The sequence below is a fragment of the Bradyrhizobium sp. ORS 375 genome, from assembly GCF_000239775.1.
GTDB lineage: Bacteria > Pseudomonadota > Alphaproteobacteria > Rhizobiales > Xanthobacteraceae > Bradyrhizobium.
Genome location: NZ_CAFI01000464.1, coordinates 1 through 14797 on the forward strand (window position 1 = coordinate 1; position 14797 = coordinate 14797).

General features: G+C 66.0%; 13 protein-coding genes. 8 read left to right on the forward strand and 5 right to left on the reverse strand.

Annotation, left to right across the window (positions count from 1 at the left end; translation table 11 throughout):
- Positions 1 to 37: 37 nt before the first annotated feature.
- Together BRAO375_RS31670 and hemH are read right to left on the reverse strand one after the other, a co-directional pair.
- A complete protein-coding gene (locus BRAO375_RS31670; RefSeq protein WP_009031510.1) occupies positions 38 to 1042 on the reverse strand; it encodes an SPFH domain-containing protein in 1005 nt (334 codons plus the stop codon).
- A 188-nt stretch (positions 1043 to 1230) separates the two neighbouring features.
- Positions 1231 to 2298 (reverse strand): ferrochelatase, encoded by a 1068-nt coding sequence (gene hemH / locus BRAO375_RS31675; RefSeq protein ID WP_009031511.1) that lies wholly within the window; start codon positions 2296 to 2298, stop codon positions 1231 to 1233.
- Positions 2299 to 2393: 95 nt separating this feature from the next.
- On the opposite strand from hemH, the gene BRAO375_RS31680 reads away from it, so the two are divergent.
- Positions 2394 to 2801, forward strand: a complete 408-nt coding sequence (locus BRAO375_RS31680; RefSeq protein ID WP_009031512.1) for an MAPEG family protein — start codon at positions 2394 to 2396, stop codon at positions 2799 to 2801.
- 208 nt (positions 2802 to 3009) lie between these two features.
- Positions 3010 to 5100 carry a squalene--hopene cyclase gene (shc, locus tag BRAO375_RS31685; protein ID WP_009031514.1) on the forward strand — a complete coding sequence of 697 codons (2091 nt, stop codon included), beginning with the start codon at positions 3010 to 3012 and terminating at the stop codon, positions 5098 to 5100.
- A gap of 223 nt (positions 5101 to 5323) precedes the next feature.
- On the opposite strand, the gene BRAO375_RS31690 is transcribed toward shc, so the two are convergent.
- Genes BRAO375_RS31690 through BRAO375_RS31700 form a run of 3 tightly spaced genes read right to left on the reverse strand, consistent with a single transcriptional unit; the run spans position 5324 to position 9282 of the window.
- Positions 5324 to 6550: a nickel/cobalt transporter gene (locus BRAO375_RS31690; RefSeq protein ID WP_009031515.1), complete on the reverse strand. Its 1227-nt coding sequence runs from the start codon at positions 6548 to 6550 to the stop codon at positions 5324 to 5326.
- Entirely contained in the window at positions 6547 to 7176 is a 630-nt protein-coding gene (locus BRAO375_RS31695) for a DUF1007 family protein (RefSeq protein ID WP_009031516.1), read from the reverse strand. The genes BRAO375_RS31690 and BRAO375_RS31695 overlap by 4 nt, the downstream gene beginning before the upstream one ends.
- A 24-nt stretch (positions 7177 to 7200) precedes the next feature.
- Positions 7201 to 9282, reverse strand: a complete 2082-nt coding sequence (locus tag BRAO375_RS31700) for a M3 family metallopeptidase (protein WP_009031517.1) — start codon at positions 9280 to 9282, stop codon at positions 7201 to 7203.
- A 124-nt stretch (positions 9283 to 9406) separates the two neighbouring features.
- On the opposite strand from BRAO375_RS31700, the gene BRAO375_RS31705 reads away from it, so the two are divergent.
- From BRAO375_RS31705 to BRAO375_RS31725, 6 genes are all read left to right on the forward strand, one after another.
- Positions 9407 to 9667, forward strand: coding sequence for a hypothetical protein (locus tag BRAO375_RS31705; protein WP_009031518.1), 261 nt, complete (start codon positions 9407 to 9409; stop codon positions 9665 to 9667).
- A 676-nt stretch (positions 9668 to 10343) separates the two neighbouring features.
- On the forward strand, positions 10344 to 11486 hold the full coding sequence (locus tag BRAO375_RS31710; protein WP_008962716.1) for a type III PLP-dependent enzyme: 1143 nt from the start codon (positions 10344 to 10346) through the stop codon (positions 11484 to 11486).
- Between the two features lie 178 nt (positions 11487 to 11664).
- Positions 11665 to 12255, forward strand: coding sequence for a GNAT family N-acetyltransferase (locus BRAO375_RS31715; RefSeq protein ID WP_009031519.1), 591 nt, complete (start codon positions 11665 to 11667; stop codon positions 12253 to 12255).
- The gene (locus BRAO375_RS38270) at positions 12243 to 12401 is read left to right on the forward strand and encodes a hypothetical protein (RefSeq protein ID WP_175345402.1); all 159 of its coding nucleotides are present in this window, start codon (positions 12243 to 12245) and stop codon (positions 12399 to 12401) included. Before BRAO375_RS31715 ends, BRAO375_RS38270 begins: the two co-directional genes overlap by 13 nt.
- A 98-nt stretch (positions 12402 to 12499) precedes the next feature.
- Entirely contained in the window at positions 12500 to 12889 is a 390-nt protein-coding gene (locus tag BRAO375_RS31720; RefSeq protein WP_009031521.1) for a RidA family protein, read from the forward strand.
- A gap of 55 nt (positions 12890 to 12944) precedes the next feature.
- Positions 12945 to 14369, forward strand: coding sequence for a homospermidine synthase (locus BRAO375_RS31725; RefSeq protein WP_009031522.1), 1425 nt, complete (start codon positions 12945 to 12947; stop codon positions 14367 to 14369).
- Positions 14370 to 14797: the final 428 nt, after the last annotated feature.

Sequence of the window (14797 nt, forward strand, 5' to 3'; positions counted from 1 at the left end):
CGTCACGAACATGTCGCTCATGATGACCTCCCTTGCCTCAGGCCTGCGGCGGCACAGGCGGCTTCGGCGGCGTCCCCGCCGACGGCACCGAGCCGCCGCGGCGCGCGGCTGCGACCGCAGAGGCCGAGCTCTCGCCGAACGTCGCCTTGGCGATCTCGCCGATGCCGGCGAGCGAGCCGAGCATGCCGGTCGCCTCGATCGGCAGCATGATCACCTTCTGGTTCGGCGAGTCCGCGAGCTGGCCGAACGCCTTGATGTATTTATCGGCGATGAAGTAGTTGAGCGCGGCGACGTCGCCCTTACCGATCGCGTCCGACACCATCTGCGTCGCCTTGGCCTCGGCCTCCGCCGCGCGCTCGCGCGCTTCCGCATCGAGGAACGCGGACTGGCGGCGGCCCTCGGCCTGCAGGATCTGGCTCTGCTTGGCGCCTTCCGCGCGCAAGATCTCCGACTGCCGCTGGCCCTCCGCCTGGAGGATGTCGGCGCGCTTGACGCGCTCGGCCTTCATCTGCCGGCCCATCGCCTCGACCAGATCGGCCGGCGGCACGATGTCCTTGATCTCGATGCGGTTGACCTTCAGTCCCCACGGCGACACCGCGGCGTCGACGACGCGCAGCAGCCGCTCGTTGATCTCGTCGCGATGCGACAGCACCTGGTCCAGATCCATCGAGCCCATCACCGAGCGGATGTTGGTCATGGTCAGCGTGATGATCGCCTGGTTGAGGTTGGCGACCTCGTAGCTCGCTTTCGCGGCGTCGAACACCTGGTAGAAGGCGACGCCATCCACCGTCACGGTGGCGTTGTCCTTGGTGATGACCTCCTGCTCGGGGATGTCGATCACCTGCTCCATCATGTTCACCTTGCGCCCGATGCGGTCGAAGAACGGCACGATGATGTTGAGGCCCGGCGACAGCGTGCCGGTGTATTTACCGAACCGCTCCACGGTCCAGTCGAACCCCTGCGGCACGGTCTTCACGCCGGAATACAGCGTGAAGATGCCCAGCAGCACCAGCGCAATGGCGAAAATGTCGAAACCGCTCATGGATCCTCCAAGGGAGGAGGCGGCGCCTCCTCACCAACCTCTGCAGCAATCACAATCTAGGGATTGCTACATGATTTTGTCGGGGGTCCGATGGGCGCGGTTCAGGAACATATTTTCGACGGCCGCGCGGCCGTTAACCTTGTACAGGGGTGAAACCTACCTAGCCGGCCGGATTTACCGGCCGCCGTTCACAGCCAGCCCTGCAGCTCACGCAGCACCAGCTGCCGCAGCACCTCCATGCCGGGCGCGCTGTCGTTCAGGCACGGCACGGCGGAGAATTCCTCGCCGCCATTGTGCTTGAAGATCTCGCAGTTCTCGCCGGAGATCTCCTCCAGCGTCTCCAGGCAGTCGGCGGCGAAGCCCGGCATCACCACGGCGATCCGCTTGACGCCGTCCTTGGCGAGCTTCTCGATGGTCTTGTCGGTGTAGGGCTGCAGCCACTCCGAGAAGCCGAAGCGCGACTGGAAGGTCAGAAGCAGCTTGGTGTCGTCCATGCCGAGCCGCTTGCGCAGCAACTCCGTCGTGGCGACGCACTGCTCGCGATAGGGATCGCCCTTGTCGACATATTCCTTCGGCATGCCGTGGAACGAGGCAACGATCAGCTCGGGCGTATACGGCAGCGTCTTGAGATGCTCCTCGATCGAGACCGCCAGCGCCTCAATGTAGAACTCGTCGCTGTAATACGGCGGCGTCACCCGGATCGTCGGCTGCGCGCGCATCTCGGTCAGCACGCGGAACGCCTCGTCGCAGACGGTCGCAGACGTCGCCGCCGAATATTGCGGATACAGCGGCACCACCAGGATGCGATCGCACCCCCTCGCCTTCAGCCCGTCGATCCCGGCCTTCATCGAGGGATTGCCATAACGCATCGCCCAGTCGACGATGACATGGCTGCGGTCAGCCATCGCGGCGGCGAGCTTCTCGCTCTGCGCCCGCGTGATCGTCTTCAGCGGCGATTCGTTCTTCTCGGTGTTCCAGATCGACAGGTAGTCCTTGGCCTTCTTGCGCGGCCGGACGTTGAGGATGATGCCGTTGAGGATGATCTTCCACAGCAGCCCCTGGTCCTCGATCACCCGGCGATCGGACAGGAATTCCTTGAGATAGACGCGCACGCCGGCGGCATCCGCCGTATCCGGCGTGCCGAGATTGACCAGCAGCACGCCAACCCGCGCCGTGCTCGCGGCGGGTGACGACTTCAAATCGACAGACTTGGCCTCGACAGGCCTGGCATTGTCGAGAGAGATGGCGGCGGTCATGATGCCCGTGACTGGTGAAGGGCGTGGCTTGGCGGCTTGTTTCGACATTGTCAAGATAAGGGCCATTTCACCGATGTCATCGGGCTGGAGGAGCCATGACGATTGCTGAGCTATGCATTTTCGCCAGCGTAATGCTCTACCTCGTAACGATCGTGCCGGCGAAATGGATCAGCGTCGACGGCGCCGGTCGCTACGACAATGCGCGACCCAGGGATCCCGCGTTTTATGTGGGCGGCATCCGCGAGCGGGCGCTGGGTGCCCACCAGAACGGCATCGAGGCGTTCCCGTTCTTTGCCACCGCCGTGCTGCTGGCCGAGTTCCGCGGGGCGCCGCAGAACCTCATCAACGAGCTGTCAGTGCTGTTCGTGATCGTCCGCGTCGCCTACATTCTGACCTATGTCGGCGACCGGCCCTCGCTGCGCTCGATCCTGTGGGCGATCGGCTTCCTGATCACGGTCGGCATCTTCTTCCTTCCTTGGCTGCGCGTTTACCTGCCCGCCTGAGCCCCGCCGCGGGCGTGAGAGGGGTCACATCCCGCTCCCCACGCGGATGCTAACCAAGAGCTCGGAAGACCTCCGTCCGTACGCCTTTCGTTTCTGCTTTGATCCGGCCGGCTACGGCCAGTTGATTGGATTTGGCGGCGAAATTCCCTATAGGGCGGGGTGAATTCGACGGCTGTCGCGGCGCTCTCAGGCCGCCAGAGGGATTGTGATGACTTTGACCAGCTCGGCCTCCGCGCGCGCGCCGCGCGACCCGGGAAACTACCAGACCGCCCTGCAATCGACGGTGCGGGCGGCTTCGGACTGGTTGATCGCCAACCAGAAGCCGGATGGACACTGGGTCGGCCGCGCCGAATCCAACGCCTGCATGGAGGCGCAATGGTGCCTGGCGCTGTGGTTCATGGGGCTCGAGGACCATCCCCTGCGCAAGCGCCTGGGCCAGTCGCTGCTCGATACCCAGCGCCCCGACGGCGCCTGGCAGGTCTATTTCGGCGCGCCGAATGGCGACATCAACGCGACCGTTGAGGCCTATGCCGCGCTCCGCTCGCTCGGCTTCCGCGACGACGAGCCGCCGGTGCGCAGGGCCCGTGAGTGGATCGAGGCCAAGGGGGGCCTGCGCAACATCCGCGTCTTCACCCGCTATTGGCTGGCGCTGATCGGCGAATGGCCGTGGGAGAAGACCCCGAATATCCCGCCCGAAGTGATCTGGTTTCCGCTCTGGTTTCCGTTCTCGATCTACAATTTCGCGCAATGGGCCCGCGCCACTTTGATGCCGATCGCGGTGTTGTCGGCGCGGAGGCCGAGCCGGCCGCTGCCGCCGGAGAACCGGCTGGACGCGCTGTTTCCGCGCGGGCGCGCCGCGTTCGATTACGAGCTGCCGGTAAAGGCCAATGCCGGCGGCTGGGACAAGTTCTTCCGCGGCGCCGACAAGGTGCTGCATGCCCTCCAAAACTTCGGCAACAAGCTCAATCTCGGCCTGTTCCGCCCGGCCGCGACCAGCCGCGTGCTGGAATGGATGATCCGCCACCAGGATTTCGACGGCGCCTGGGGCGGCATCCAGCCGCCCTGGATCTACGGCCTGATGGCGCTCTACTCCGAGGGCTATCCGCTCAATCATCCCGTGCTCGCCAAGGGCCTCGATGCGCTGAACGATCCCGGCTGGCGCGTCGACGTCGGCGACGCCACCTTCATCCAGGCGACCAACAGCCCGGTGTGGGACACGATCCTGACCCTGCTCGCGTTCGACGATGCCGGCGTGCTCGGCGACTATCCCGCGGCCGTCGACAAGGCGGTCAACTGGGTGCTCGCCCGCCAGGTGCGCGTGCCCGGCGACTGGTCGATGAAGCTGCCGCACGTCAAGCCCGGCGGCTGGGCATTCGAATACGCCAACAATTATTATCCCGACACGGACGATACCGCGGTCGCGCTGATCGCGCTGGCGCCGCTGCGCCATGATCCCAAGTGGAAGGCCAAGGGCATCGACGAGGCGATTGCGCTCGGCGTCGACTGGCTGATCGGCATGCAGAGCCAGGGCGGCGGCTGGGGCGCGTTCGACAAGGACAACAACCAGCAGATCCTGACCAAGATCCCGTTCTGCGATTACGGCGAGGCGCTCGATCCGCCGTCGGTCGACGTCACGGCGCATATCGTCGAGGCGTTCGGCAAGCTCGGCATCTCGCGCAACGATCCATCGATGGTGCAGGCGCTGGCCTATATCCGCAAGGAGCAGGAGCCGAGCGGCCCGTGGTTCGGCCGCTGGGGCGTCAACTACGTCTACGGCACCGGCGCGGTGCTGCCGGCGCTGGCCGCGATCGGCGAGGACATGACCCAGCCCTATATCAGCCGGGCCTGCGACTGGCTGGTCGCGCATCAGCAGCCTGACGGCGGCTGGGGCGAAAGCTGCGCCTCCTACATGGACATCTCAGCCGTCGGCCGCGGCACCACAACGGCGTCGCAGACGGCATGGGCGCTGATGGCCCTGCTGGCGGCCAACCGTCCGCAGGACAAGGACGCGATCGAGCGCGGCTGCCTATGGCTGGTCGAGCGCCAGTCCGCCGGCACCTGGGACGAGCCCGAATTCACCGGCACCGGCTTCCCCGGCTACGGCGTCGGCCAGACCATCAAGCTGAACGACCCCGCTCTGTCGGAGCGCCTGATGCAGGGTCCCGAACTCTCCCGCGCCTTCATGCTGCGTTATGGCATGTACCGCCATTATTTCCCGCTGATGGCCTTGGGCCGCGCCCTGCGGCCGCAGGGGCATAGCAACACAGCGTCCGCACCCTCGCTGTCGTCCCGGCCTTGAGCCGGGACCCATAACCACAGGGAGCGGTTTGAGGCAGGCGTGTAGTTAAAGGCTCGCTCAATCACAGCCGCCGCGGAGTATGGGTCCCGGCTCAAGGCCGGGACGACACCGATAGTGTTGCGCGATCTCGGCCCACCCCACCGCTGTCATGCCCCGCGCAGGCGCATCCAGTACGTCGCGGCGGACGTGTTGCGCAGGAGCGGAGTAGCTGACCGCACCCTGCTCAGAAACAGGTCGTCCGCTCCGCCGCCATATAGCCGAACAGCAGGCCGACGCCGAACAGCAGCACGAGCCCAGCCGCACCGAATTCCAACCCCCGCATGATCAGCGCGCCGCCGCCGTCGCGGCCGGCGCTGAGGCGGCGGGTGATGTCCTTGGCGGCGACAGCGATCACCGCAATCGTCGCGACGGTGATTGCGGTGCCCATGCCCATTACGATGGTCGCGGCGACGCCGGCCCAGAACATGCCTTGCGCGAGCGCGAACACCAGCACCAGGATCGCGCCCGAGCAGGGGCGGATGCCGGCGGCGAAGATCGCCTGAAAGCCGCGCTGCCAGCCGCCGGGGCCGGCGAGCTCGCTCGGCGCCGGGCCGTGCGAATGGCCGCAGCCGCAATCGTCGCCGTGAACGTGATCATGATGGGCGTGATCGTGGTGGACATGATCGTGAATGGCATGACCATGCGCCGCGGCGGCATGGGTGTGGGCATGACCATGACCGTGGTGATGATCATGGCCGTGATGGTCGTGGCCATCGTGGTCGTGGCCATGGTGATCATGGCCGTGATGATCATGCTGAGACGTGCGATGCTGATGATCATGCGCGTGCCCGTGATCATGGCCAGACGGCGCCACCGCCGCCGCGGACGCACCCGCCAGCGCCAGTGCCGGAGCCGCCGGCTGCCACGTCCGCAGGAACGCCGCGCCCTTCACCCACACCAGCCGCGCGCCGAGCAGCGCGATCAGGCCGTAGCTGGCGATCTCCACCACCTTCTCGGCGCTGCACATGCTGGCTGCCGTGGCGTTGAGCAAGACCGCGCCGATGCCGACGATCGCGACCGCCACCAGCGCCTGCATCAGGCCCGAGGCGAACGACAGCACGATGCCGCGCTTGGCCGTCTCCTGATTGGCAACGAGATAGGACGCGATGACCGCCTTGCCGTGGCCGGGACCAGCCGCATGGAAGATGCCATAGGCAAAGGAGATCGCGAGCAGCCACCACACCGCCGAGCCGTCCTCCTTGGCCGAGCGGATCGCGCCGGACATCTGGCGATAGAATTCCGACTGCTTGGCGAGGATCCAGCCGACGATACCGCCGACCTGCGGCTCGGCCGGTGCGCCGAACGGCGGCTTGGCGAGCAGCGCGTGCGAGGCGGCGTCGGCAACAAAAAGCGCCGCGAGGAACGCGGCGCAAGTGAGAAACGGTCGGGCGGAGCCGGGGCGAGGCGTCATGGACATTCCACTGAGATCTTGTTGGCGAAATTCATTCCGAAATTGGCGTTCGCCCCGCCGCTCAGGAATGTCTGTTCGTTCATGGTCTGCGCGACGGATCCGCCGTCGCTCGGTCTCACCAGGCCGAACTTGCAGCCTGCGGGAGCGCTGACCAGCTTGACGGGATCCTTCTCCGCCATCTGGAAATCGATGAAATAGCTGGGATCGTAGACCTCGACCTGGAGCTGGTTGGACTTCACCGGCGCTTTCAGCGGCAAGGTGAAGTGCAGGGTCAGCTTGGTGTCCTTGTATTCGAGGTAGTAGTCGACGGGATCGACGAGCTTCTGCTTGCGGCCGTCGGCCTTCACAAAGGTGAAGTAGGCATATTCCTTCAGCGACTCGGCGTTGGTCTGCGCCAGCGGCGCCAGCTCCTCGCGGGTGTAGACGCCCTTCTGCTTGGTCTCGAGGCCCTGCAGCGCATAGGTCGCGAACATGTCGTCGAAGGTCCAGGCGTGGCGCACGCCGGTCACCGTGCCGTCGGCCGCGTAAAGCAGCTCGCTGGTCGCGGTGACCCAGACATGTGGATGAGCATGGGCCGCGCTCGCGCCAAGCACGAGCGCCAGCACGGCGAGGAGAGAACGCAGCATCTTGATCACCTCAGGCTCGTCGGTTCAGGCCGCCTTGGGGACATCGAGAAGCCCGCGCCGGCGCAGCAGTGCGTCGGGCTCGGGCTCGCGGCCACGGAAGGCCACATAGGCCGCTTCCGGATCGAGCGAGCCACCCGACGAGTAGACGTTGTCGTGGAGCCGCTTGGCGACCGCGGGATCGAAGATGTTGCCGGCTTCCTCGAAGGCACCGAAGGCATCCGCATCCATCACCTCCGACCACATGTAGCTGTAATAGCCCGCCGCATAGTGGTCTCCAGAGAAGATGTGGCCGAATTGGGTCGGCCGGTGGCGCAGCGCGATCTCCTGGGGCATGCCGATCTTCTCCATCTCGGCCTTCTCGAATGCGCGAACGTCCTTGGACGCCGCGGCCGGCTGGGTGTGGAACTCCAGGTCGATCAGCGCCGACGAGACGAACTCGACGGTGGCAAAGCCCTGGTTGAAACGGCGCGCCGCGAGGAAGCGCTCGAGCAGATCCTGCGGCAACGGCTCGCCGGTCTGGTAGTGCTTCGCGAAGGTCTGCAGCACCTCGGGCCGTTCCTGCCAATGCTCGTAGAGCTGCGACGGCAGCTCGACAAAGTCAGTGAAGACAGCGGTGCCCGACAGCGACGGATAGGTCACGTTGGAGAGGATGCCATGCAGGCCATGGCCGAACTCGTGGAATAGCGTGCGCGCGTCATCCGGCGACAGCAGCGACGGCTGGCCGTCGGCGCCCTTGGCGAAGTTGCAGACGTTGATGATCAGCGGCGCGGTATCGCCGTCGAGCTTCTGCTGGTCGCGCAGCGAGGTCATCCAGGCGCCGGAGCGCTTCGACGGCCGGGCGAAGTAGTCGCCATAGAAAAGTGCCTTGTGGCTGCCGTCGGCGGCCTTGATCTCCCAGACGCGGACGTCGGGATGCCAGACAGGAATGTCCTTGCGCTCGGCAAAGGTGATGCCGAACAGCCGCGTGGCGCAGTCGAAGGCGGCCGCGACCATGTTGTCGAGCGAAAGATACGGCTTGATGGCGGCGTCGTCGAAATTCGCCTTCGCCTGGCGCAGCTTCTCGGCGTAATAGCGCCAGTCCCAGGCCTCGAGCTTGAAGTTGCCGCCCTCTTCCGTGATCAGCGCCTGCAGCTGGTCGCGATCGGCCAGCGCCTTGGCACGGGCCGGCTTCCACACCCGCTCCAACAGGCCACGCACCGCCTCCGGCGTCTTCGCCATGGAGTCCTCCAGGCGATAGGCCGCGAAGTTCGGGAATCCCATGATCTTTGCCGCCTCCTCACGCAACGCGAGGATCTCGCCGATCACGACGTTGTTGTCGTTGGCATTGCCATTGTCGCCGCGCGCGGTGAAGGCCTTGAACACCTTCTCGCGCAGGTCGCGGCGGGCGGAGCTCTGCAGGAACGGCTCGACCGAGGAGCGCGACAGGGTCACGATCGCCTTGCCCGGCATGCCGCGCTCCTCCGCCGCAGCCTTCGCGGCGGCGACGAAGCTGTCGGAGAGGCCGGCGCGGTCATCCTCGCCGAGCTCCAGGAACCAGTCCTGCTCGTCGCCGAGCACGTGGTGGCTGAAGGTGGTGCCGAGCTGGGCGAGCTGCTCGTTGATCTCGGCCATGCGCGCCTTGGCCTCGTCCTTGAGGCCGGCGCCGGCGCGGCGGAAGCGGGTGTAGGTGCGCTCCAAGAGCCGCTGCTCCTCGCCGGTCAGCTTCAGGGTCTTGCGGTTGTCGTAGAGCAGCGCGATGCGACCAAACAGCACGGCGTTCATCATGATCGGGTTCCAGTGCCGTGCCATCCGCAGCGACACCTCCTTGTCGATCTCCAGGATCGCCGGGCTGGAATGCGCCGAGACCAGGTCGTAAAACACCGCCGCGACCTTCGACAGCAGCTTGCCCGAGCGCTCCAGCGCCGTGATGGTGTTGGCGAAGTCGGGCTCGGCCGGATCGTGCGTGATCGCGGTGATTTCAGCGGTGTGATCGGCGAAGGCACGCTCGAAGGCCGGCAGAAAATGCTCGGGCCTGATCGCATCGAAGGGCGGTGTCTGGTGCGGGGTGTCCCAGGCCACGAGCAGCGGATTGCTCTGGGCGTCGATCGTGGCGGTCGTGTTGGACATCGGCTCTTGCTCCCCGGATCAAACTGGCGCCCCTCTTACCACGGAGACGGTCCTTTTTGGGTCATTTCCCCTTGAAGGCGGGGGCCATTTCGGAGAGATTGCGCCCCTCAAAAGGACCCGGACCATGAGCGCAGACAGCACCGCAAAGCCCGCTCGCCAGATCGCCTGGCCGAGCGTGATCACCGTTATCTCGGCGGCGATCCTGATCGGTGCTGAGGTGTTCGGCGCGGCCTTCGCCGGCGGCTGGGCGCTGGCGATTCTGTTCGGCCTCGGCGACCAGGGCGCGCACATCCTGCAGGCGGTGCTGTTCGCAATCGGCGTGTTCGTGATGATCGGCTTCATCCGCGGCGCCCAGCGCATCGAGCCGTTCACCAAGCGTGCGTGAGTCGTCGGAAACACTGTCCTGCAAGCGTGAACGCGTTACGAAAGTTTAAGCTCGCTTAACGCGCGTTCAGACATCGGCGCCATCGACTGTGTCTCGTCAACACAGATGAGGGAAATCTTTCCCGGCGCCGAAAAATTCCTTGCGAACGAAATTCAAAACGCATATTTCCGGTTCTGCCCAATTTCGCACGTGCCTGTGGTCGTGTGTCAGTCGGTAGGTATCCGGACAAGAGGCCGGACAGCCGCCAAGGGATGAGGAACCGAGGGGCGCTCGGATCGTTGCGATCAAGATCAGTTCGATCGAGATCGTCATGCTCCAGGAGCCCAGCATCTCTCTCAAGAGATGCCGCTGAAGGTCACCTCCTCTTTTGCAACCGTGACTGGCAGCCGGAGGCGAACCGGCGCACCCCGCTCTCAACGGGGGACGCGACTTAAAGCAACGACGGATCGGGCTTTTTTGGTCTCTACCGGCAGTCCAACGCCGGCGCGGGCTACTGAAAAGGCTTGTCCTTCATTGCCAGGTGTGCGGGCGGGAAATTCCCAACCAATCCACGGCAGCACAATTCGGCTTCGGGTTCGAAGTCTTGTCGCCTTTCCATCGGGCGGCAAGGCCAAGGCACCCGTGTCGGGATCATTTTGAACGGGCCACGTCGCAAACGGGCCGTTTGGAGGGTGCTATGACCGAACGTATCCGGGAATTCCTGCGCAACCGCCGCGAGGAAGGTCTGGACCACGAGCCCTGTCTCGTCGTCGATCTCGATGTCGTGCGCGACAACTACACGAACTTCGCCCGCGCCTTGCCGGACAGCCGCGTGTTCTACGCGGTCAAGGCCAACCCGGCGCCGGAAGTGCTGTCGCTGCTCGCCTCGCTCGGCTCCTCCTTCGACACGGCGACCGTCGCCGAGATCGAGATGGCGCTGGCCGCCGGTGCGACGCCGGACCGTATCTCCTATGGCAACACCATCAAGAAGGAGCGGGATATCGCGCGCGCCTATGCGCTCGGCATCCGCCTCTTTGCCGTGGACTGCGCCGCCGAGGTCGAGAAGATCTCGCGCGCTGCTCCCGGCGCGAAGGTGTTCTGCCGCATCCTGTACGATTGCGCCGGCGCCGAGTGGCCGCTGTCGCGCAAGTTCGGCTGCGATCCGGAGATGGCTGTCGAAGTGCTGGACCTGGCGAAGCGCCTCGGCCTCGAGCCGTGCGGCATCTCGTTCCATGTCGGCTCGCAGCAGCGCAAGGTGAAGGCGTGGGACCGCGCGCTGGCGATGGCCTCGACGGTGTTCCGCGACTGCGCCGAGCGCGGCATCAACCTCTCGATGGTCAACATGGGCGGGGGCTTCCCGACCAAGTACCTGAAGGACGTGCCGCCGGTCGTGCAGTACGGCCGCTCGATCTTCCGTGCGCTGCGCAAGCATTTCGGCAACCAGATCCCGGAGACGATCATCGAGCCGGGCCGCGGTATGGTCGGCAATGCCGGGATCATCGAGTCGGAAGTGGTGCTGATCTCGAAGAAGAGCGATGAGGACGAGCTGCGCTGGGTCTATCTCGACATCGGCAAGTTCGGCGGTCTCGCCGAGACGATGGACGAGTCGATCCGCTACGCCATCCGCACCCCGCATGACGGCGCGGACATGACCCCGTGCGTGCTCGCCGGCCCGACCTGCGATTCGGCCGACGTGATGTACGAGAAGCTGCCGTATCCGCTGCCGGTGACGCTCTCGATCGGCGACAAGGTGCTGATCGAGGGGACCGGGGCGTATACCTCGACCTACTCGTCGGTGGCCTTCAACGGCATCCCGCCGCTGAAGACGTATCACATCTGATCCGGCTTGCTGCCTCACCCGCGTGGTGAGGCGATCAAAAGCCCCGGGTGGGACGTTCCCCCACCCCCGACCCTCCCCCGCAAGCGGGGGAGGGAGCGACAGACCGTCACCTTCAACCTGACATCACGTGTTTGCGCGCGGGCATGAGCTCGCGGCGCAGGCCGGGGACTGACGTGCCATGACCGCTTTTCGCATCCCAACGACTGCGCCTGTTCGGACTGCCGCTCCGTTCGTGATCCGTGCGGAACGTGCCTCCGACGTCGCGGCGCGCGAGACGCTGCTCGATGCCTGCTTTGGCGACACCCGCCATGAGCGCACCTGCCAGCGCCTGCGCGACGGACGCGCGCCCGCCGCGGGCCTCGCCCTGTCGGCGATGCGCGGCGGCGTCCTCGTGGGAACGCTGCGGTTGTGGCACGTCAGCGCCGGCGGACGCGACGCGCTGATGCTCGGGCCGCTGGCGGTCGCCCCCGAAGCCCGCAGCCTCGGCGTCGGTGCCGCGCTGATGAATGCCGCGCTGATGATTGCGGCATCGCGCGGCCATGGCGCCGTGGTGCTGCTCGGCGATGCGCCCTACTACGCCCGCTTCGGCTTCGATGCGGCCAAGGCGGCCGAGTTGGAGCTGCCGGGGGCGTTCGAGCGCGCCCGCCTGCTCGGCCTCGAGCTGGTCGACGGCGCGCTGGACGGCGCGTCCGGCATGATCGTCGCCACCGGCGCGCCCGAGCGCAAGGCCCGCCGCCGCAAGGAGCGGCCGCTGCCATGCGCGGCGTGAGGGCCAAGGCGGCGGCGCAGCCGCCGCGACGGACGTGGCTGCCCACGCTGGTGCTGATCCTGCTCGGCATCATGATCGTCCGCGACATCGTGGTGCGGCGCTGGAGCAGCCCGCCCGCCGGACCCGATGTCACGCGGCTGCGTTAGGCATGCCGGCAGCGACCGCCGCAGACGCCCCGCCAGGGGTTGCGCAGGTGCAGCAAAAGCTCTTTAACCCCCCGAAAATGCCCCGACGAGGTCCCAAAATGCCCCGCCGCTTGATCTCTACCGGATCACCGTTCGAGAAGACCGCCGGCTACAGCCGCGCGGTGATCGACGGCGACTTCGCCTTCGTCGCCGGGACCACCGGCTACGACTACACCACGATGACGATGCCGGCCGATGTCACGAGCCAGTCACGCAACTGCTTCAAGACCATCGCGGCCGCCCTGCAGGAGGGCGGGTTCGAGATGGCCGACATCGTCCGCGCGACCTACTACCTGACCGACGTCGCCGATGCGGATGCGCATTTCGCGGTCTGCGGCGAAGTTCTCGGCGACATCCGCCCGGCCGCAACGCTGCTCATCGTCGCTGGCCTCTACAAGCCCGAGATGAAGGTCGAGATCGAAGTCACCGCCAAACGGCGCAGCGCCTGACGCAGCGCCACTCCTTCCACGAACGCGAAAGCACCTGTCCGGAGACCATCCCCTCATGAGCTCGCAGATCCACGCGAAAATCACCGGCCCCATCGTCATGATCGGCTTCGGCTCGATCGGCAAGGGCACCCTGCCCCTGATCGAACGCCATTTCGACTACGACAAGAGCCGCTTCGTCATCATCGATCCGCATGACGACGGCGAGCTCGCGAAGAAGCACGGCGTGCGCTTCATCCAGCAGGGCGTGACCCGCGACAATTACCACGAGCTCCTGGTGCCGCTGCTCACCGAAGGCGGCGGCCAGGGTTTTTGCGTCAACCTCTCGGTCGACACCTCCTCGGTCGACATCATGACCTTGTGCCGTGAGATCGGCGCGCTCTACATCGACACCGTCGTGGAGCCGTGGGCCGGCTTCTATTTCGACAAGCAGATGGGCGTCGAGCAGCGCTCCAACTACGCGCTGCGCGAGACCCTGCTCGCCGCGCGCCGCAAGAGCCCGGGCGGCACCACCGCCGTCTCGACCTGCGGCGCCAACCCCGGCATGGTCTCCTGGTTCGTCAAGCAGGCGCTGCTCGACATCGCGAAGGACACCAAGACCGAGATCGTCGAGCCCAGGAGCCGCGAGGGCTGGGCGCAGCTGATGCAGAAGCTCGGCGTCAAGGGCGTCCACATCGCCGAGCGCGACACCCAGCGCTCCAGGAACCCGAAGCCGATGGACGTGTTCGTCAACACCTGGTCGGTCGAGGGTTTCGTGTCCGAGGGCATGCAGCCGGCCGAGCTCGGCTGGGGCACGCATGAAAAGTGGATGCCGGAGAACGGCCGCCGCCACGCCGAAGGCTGCGGCGCTGCGATCTATCTGCTGCAGCCGGGCGCCAACACCCGCGTGCGCTCGTGGTGCCCGACACCGGGCGCGCAATACGGCTTCCTGGTGACGCACAACGAGTCGATCTCGATCGCCGACTACTACACGGTGCGCGACGGCGACAAGGTGGTGTATCGCCCGACCTGCCACTACGCCTATCACCCGGCCAACGACGCGGTGCTGTCGCTGCACGAGATCTTCGGCGCCACCGGCAAGATGCAGGAGAAGTGGCACATCCTGGATGAGAATGAGATCGTCGACGGCATCGACGAGCTCGGCGTGCTGCTCTACGGCCACGGCAAGAACGCCTATTGGTACGGCTCGCAGCTCTCGATCGAGGAAACCCGCCGCGTCGCGCCGTATCAGAACGCGACCGGCATGCAGGTGTCCTCGGCCGTGCTCGCCGGCATGGTCTGGGCGCTGGAGAACCCCACCGCCGGCATCGTCGAAGCCGACGAGATGGATTTCCGCCGCTGCCTCGAAATCCAGACGCCGTATCTCGGCCCAGTGAAGGGCTACTACACCGACTGGACGCCGCTGACCGACCGCCCGGGCCTCTTCCCGGAGGACATCGACACGTCAGATCCCTGGCAGTTCCGCAACATCCTGGTGCGGTAAACCTCCGCTGTCGTCCCGGCCTTGAGCCGGGACCCAGACTCCGTGACGCCGATGAGGCGGGAGGTGGAGCGAATAGCCTGCCTCAAACCACGGACGGTGGTTATGGGTCCCGGCGTTCGCCGGGACGACGGCGGCGTGTGCGGAAGCATCGAATGTGTAGTCGCGTTCAGGCCCCGCTCTCTCCTCCGTCATGGCCGGGCTTGACCCGGCCATCCACGCAGCCGCGCACTCGAAACACGTGGATGCCCGGGACAATCCCGAGCATGACGATGTTGAGGCAGTGTGCGCGTTGTCGAGCACCTATCTCGCAGCGGGCTACTTCTTCTCCATAGGCGGCGCGACCTTCTCCGCGGGCGCGGGCGGCAGGGCAGGCTTGGCGCCTTCCTTCTGGGCTTCGACGTCGGGACGCGCGGGCTCTGGCGCCGGCG

What these genes read in the sequence shown, in the direction of transcription:
- BRAO375_RS31670 (WP_009031510.1), bottom strand. Translation starts at nt 1,042, where the DNA reads ATGAGCGGTTTCGACATTTTCGCCATTGCGCTGGTGCTGCTGGGCATC.
- hemH (WP_009031511.1), bottom strand. Translation starts at nt 2,298, where the DNA reads ATGACCGCCGCCATCTCTCTCGACAATGCCAGGCCTGTCGAGGCCAAG.
- BRAO375_RS31680 (WP_009031512.1), top strand. Translation starts at nt 2,394, where the DNA reads ATGACGATTGCTGAGCTATGCATTTTCGCCAGCGTAATGCTCTACCTC.
- shc (WP_009031514.1), top strand. Translation starts at nt 3,010, where the DNA reads ATGACTTTGACCAGCTCGGCCTCCGCGCGCGCGCCGCGCGACCCGGGA.
- BRAO375_RS31690 (WP_009031515.1), bottom strand. Translation starts at nt 6,550, where the DNA reads ATGACGCCTCGCCCCGGCTCCGCCCGACCGTTTCTCACTTGCGCCGCG.
- BRAO375_RS31695 (WP_009031516.1), bottom strand. Translation starts at nt 7,176, where the DNA reads ATGCTGCGTTCTCTCCTCGCCGTGCTGGCGCTCGTGCTTGGCGCGAGC.
- BRAO375_RS31700 (WP_009031517.1), bottom strand. Translation starts at nt 9,282, where the DNA reads ATGTCCAACACGACCGCCACGATCGACGCCCAGAGCAATCCGCTGCTC.
- BRAO375_RS31705 (WP_009031518.1), top strand. Translation starts at nt 9,407, where the DNA reads ATGAGCGCAGACAGCACCGCAAAGCCCGCTCGCCAGATCGCCTGGCCG.
- BRAO375_RS31710 (WP_008962716.1), top strand. Translation starts at nt 10,344, where the DNA reads ATGACCGAACGTATCCGGGAATTCCTGCGCAACCGCCGCGAGGAAGGT.
- BRAO375_RS31715 (WP_009031519.1), top strand. Translation starts at nt 11,665, where the DNA reads ATGACCGCTTTTCGCATCCCAACGACTGCGCCTGTTCGGACTGCCGCT.
- BRAO375_RS38270 (WP_175345402.1), top strand. Translation starts at nt 12,243, where the DNA reads ATGCGCGGCGTGAGGGCCAAGGCGGCGGCGCAGCCGCCGCGACGGACG.
- BRAO375_RS31720 (WP_009031521.1), top strand. Translation starts at nt 12,500, where the DNA reads ATGCCCCGCCGCTTGATCTCTACCGGATCACCGTTCGAGAAGACCGCC.
- BRAO375_RS31725 (WP_009031522.1), top strand. Translation starts at nt 12,945, where the DNA reads ATGAGCTCGCAGATCCACGCGAAAATCACCGGCCCCATCGTCATGATC.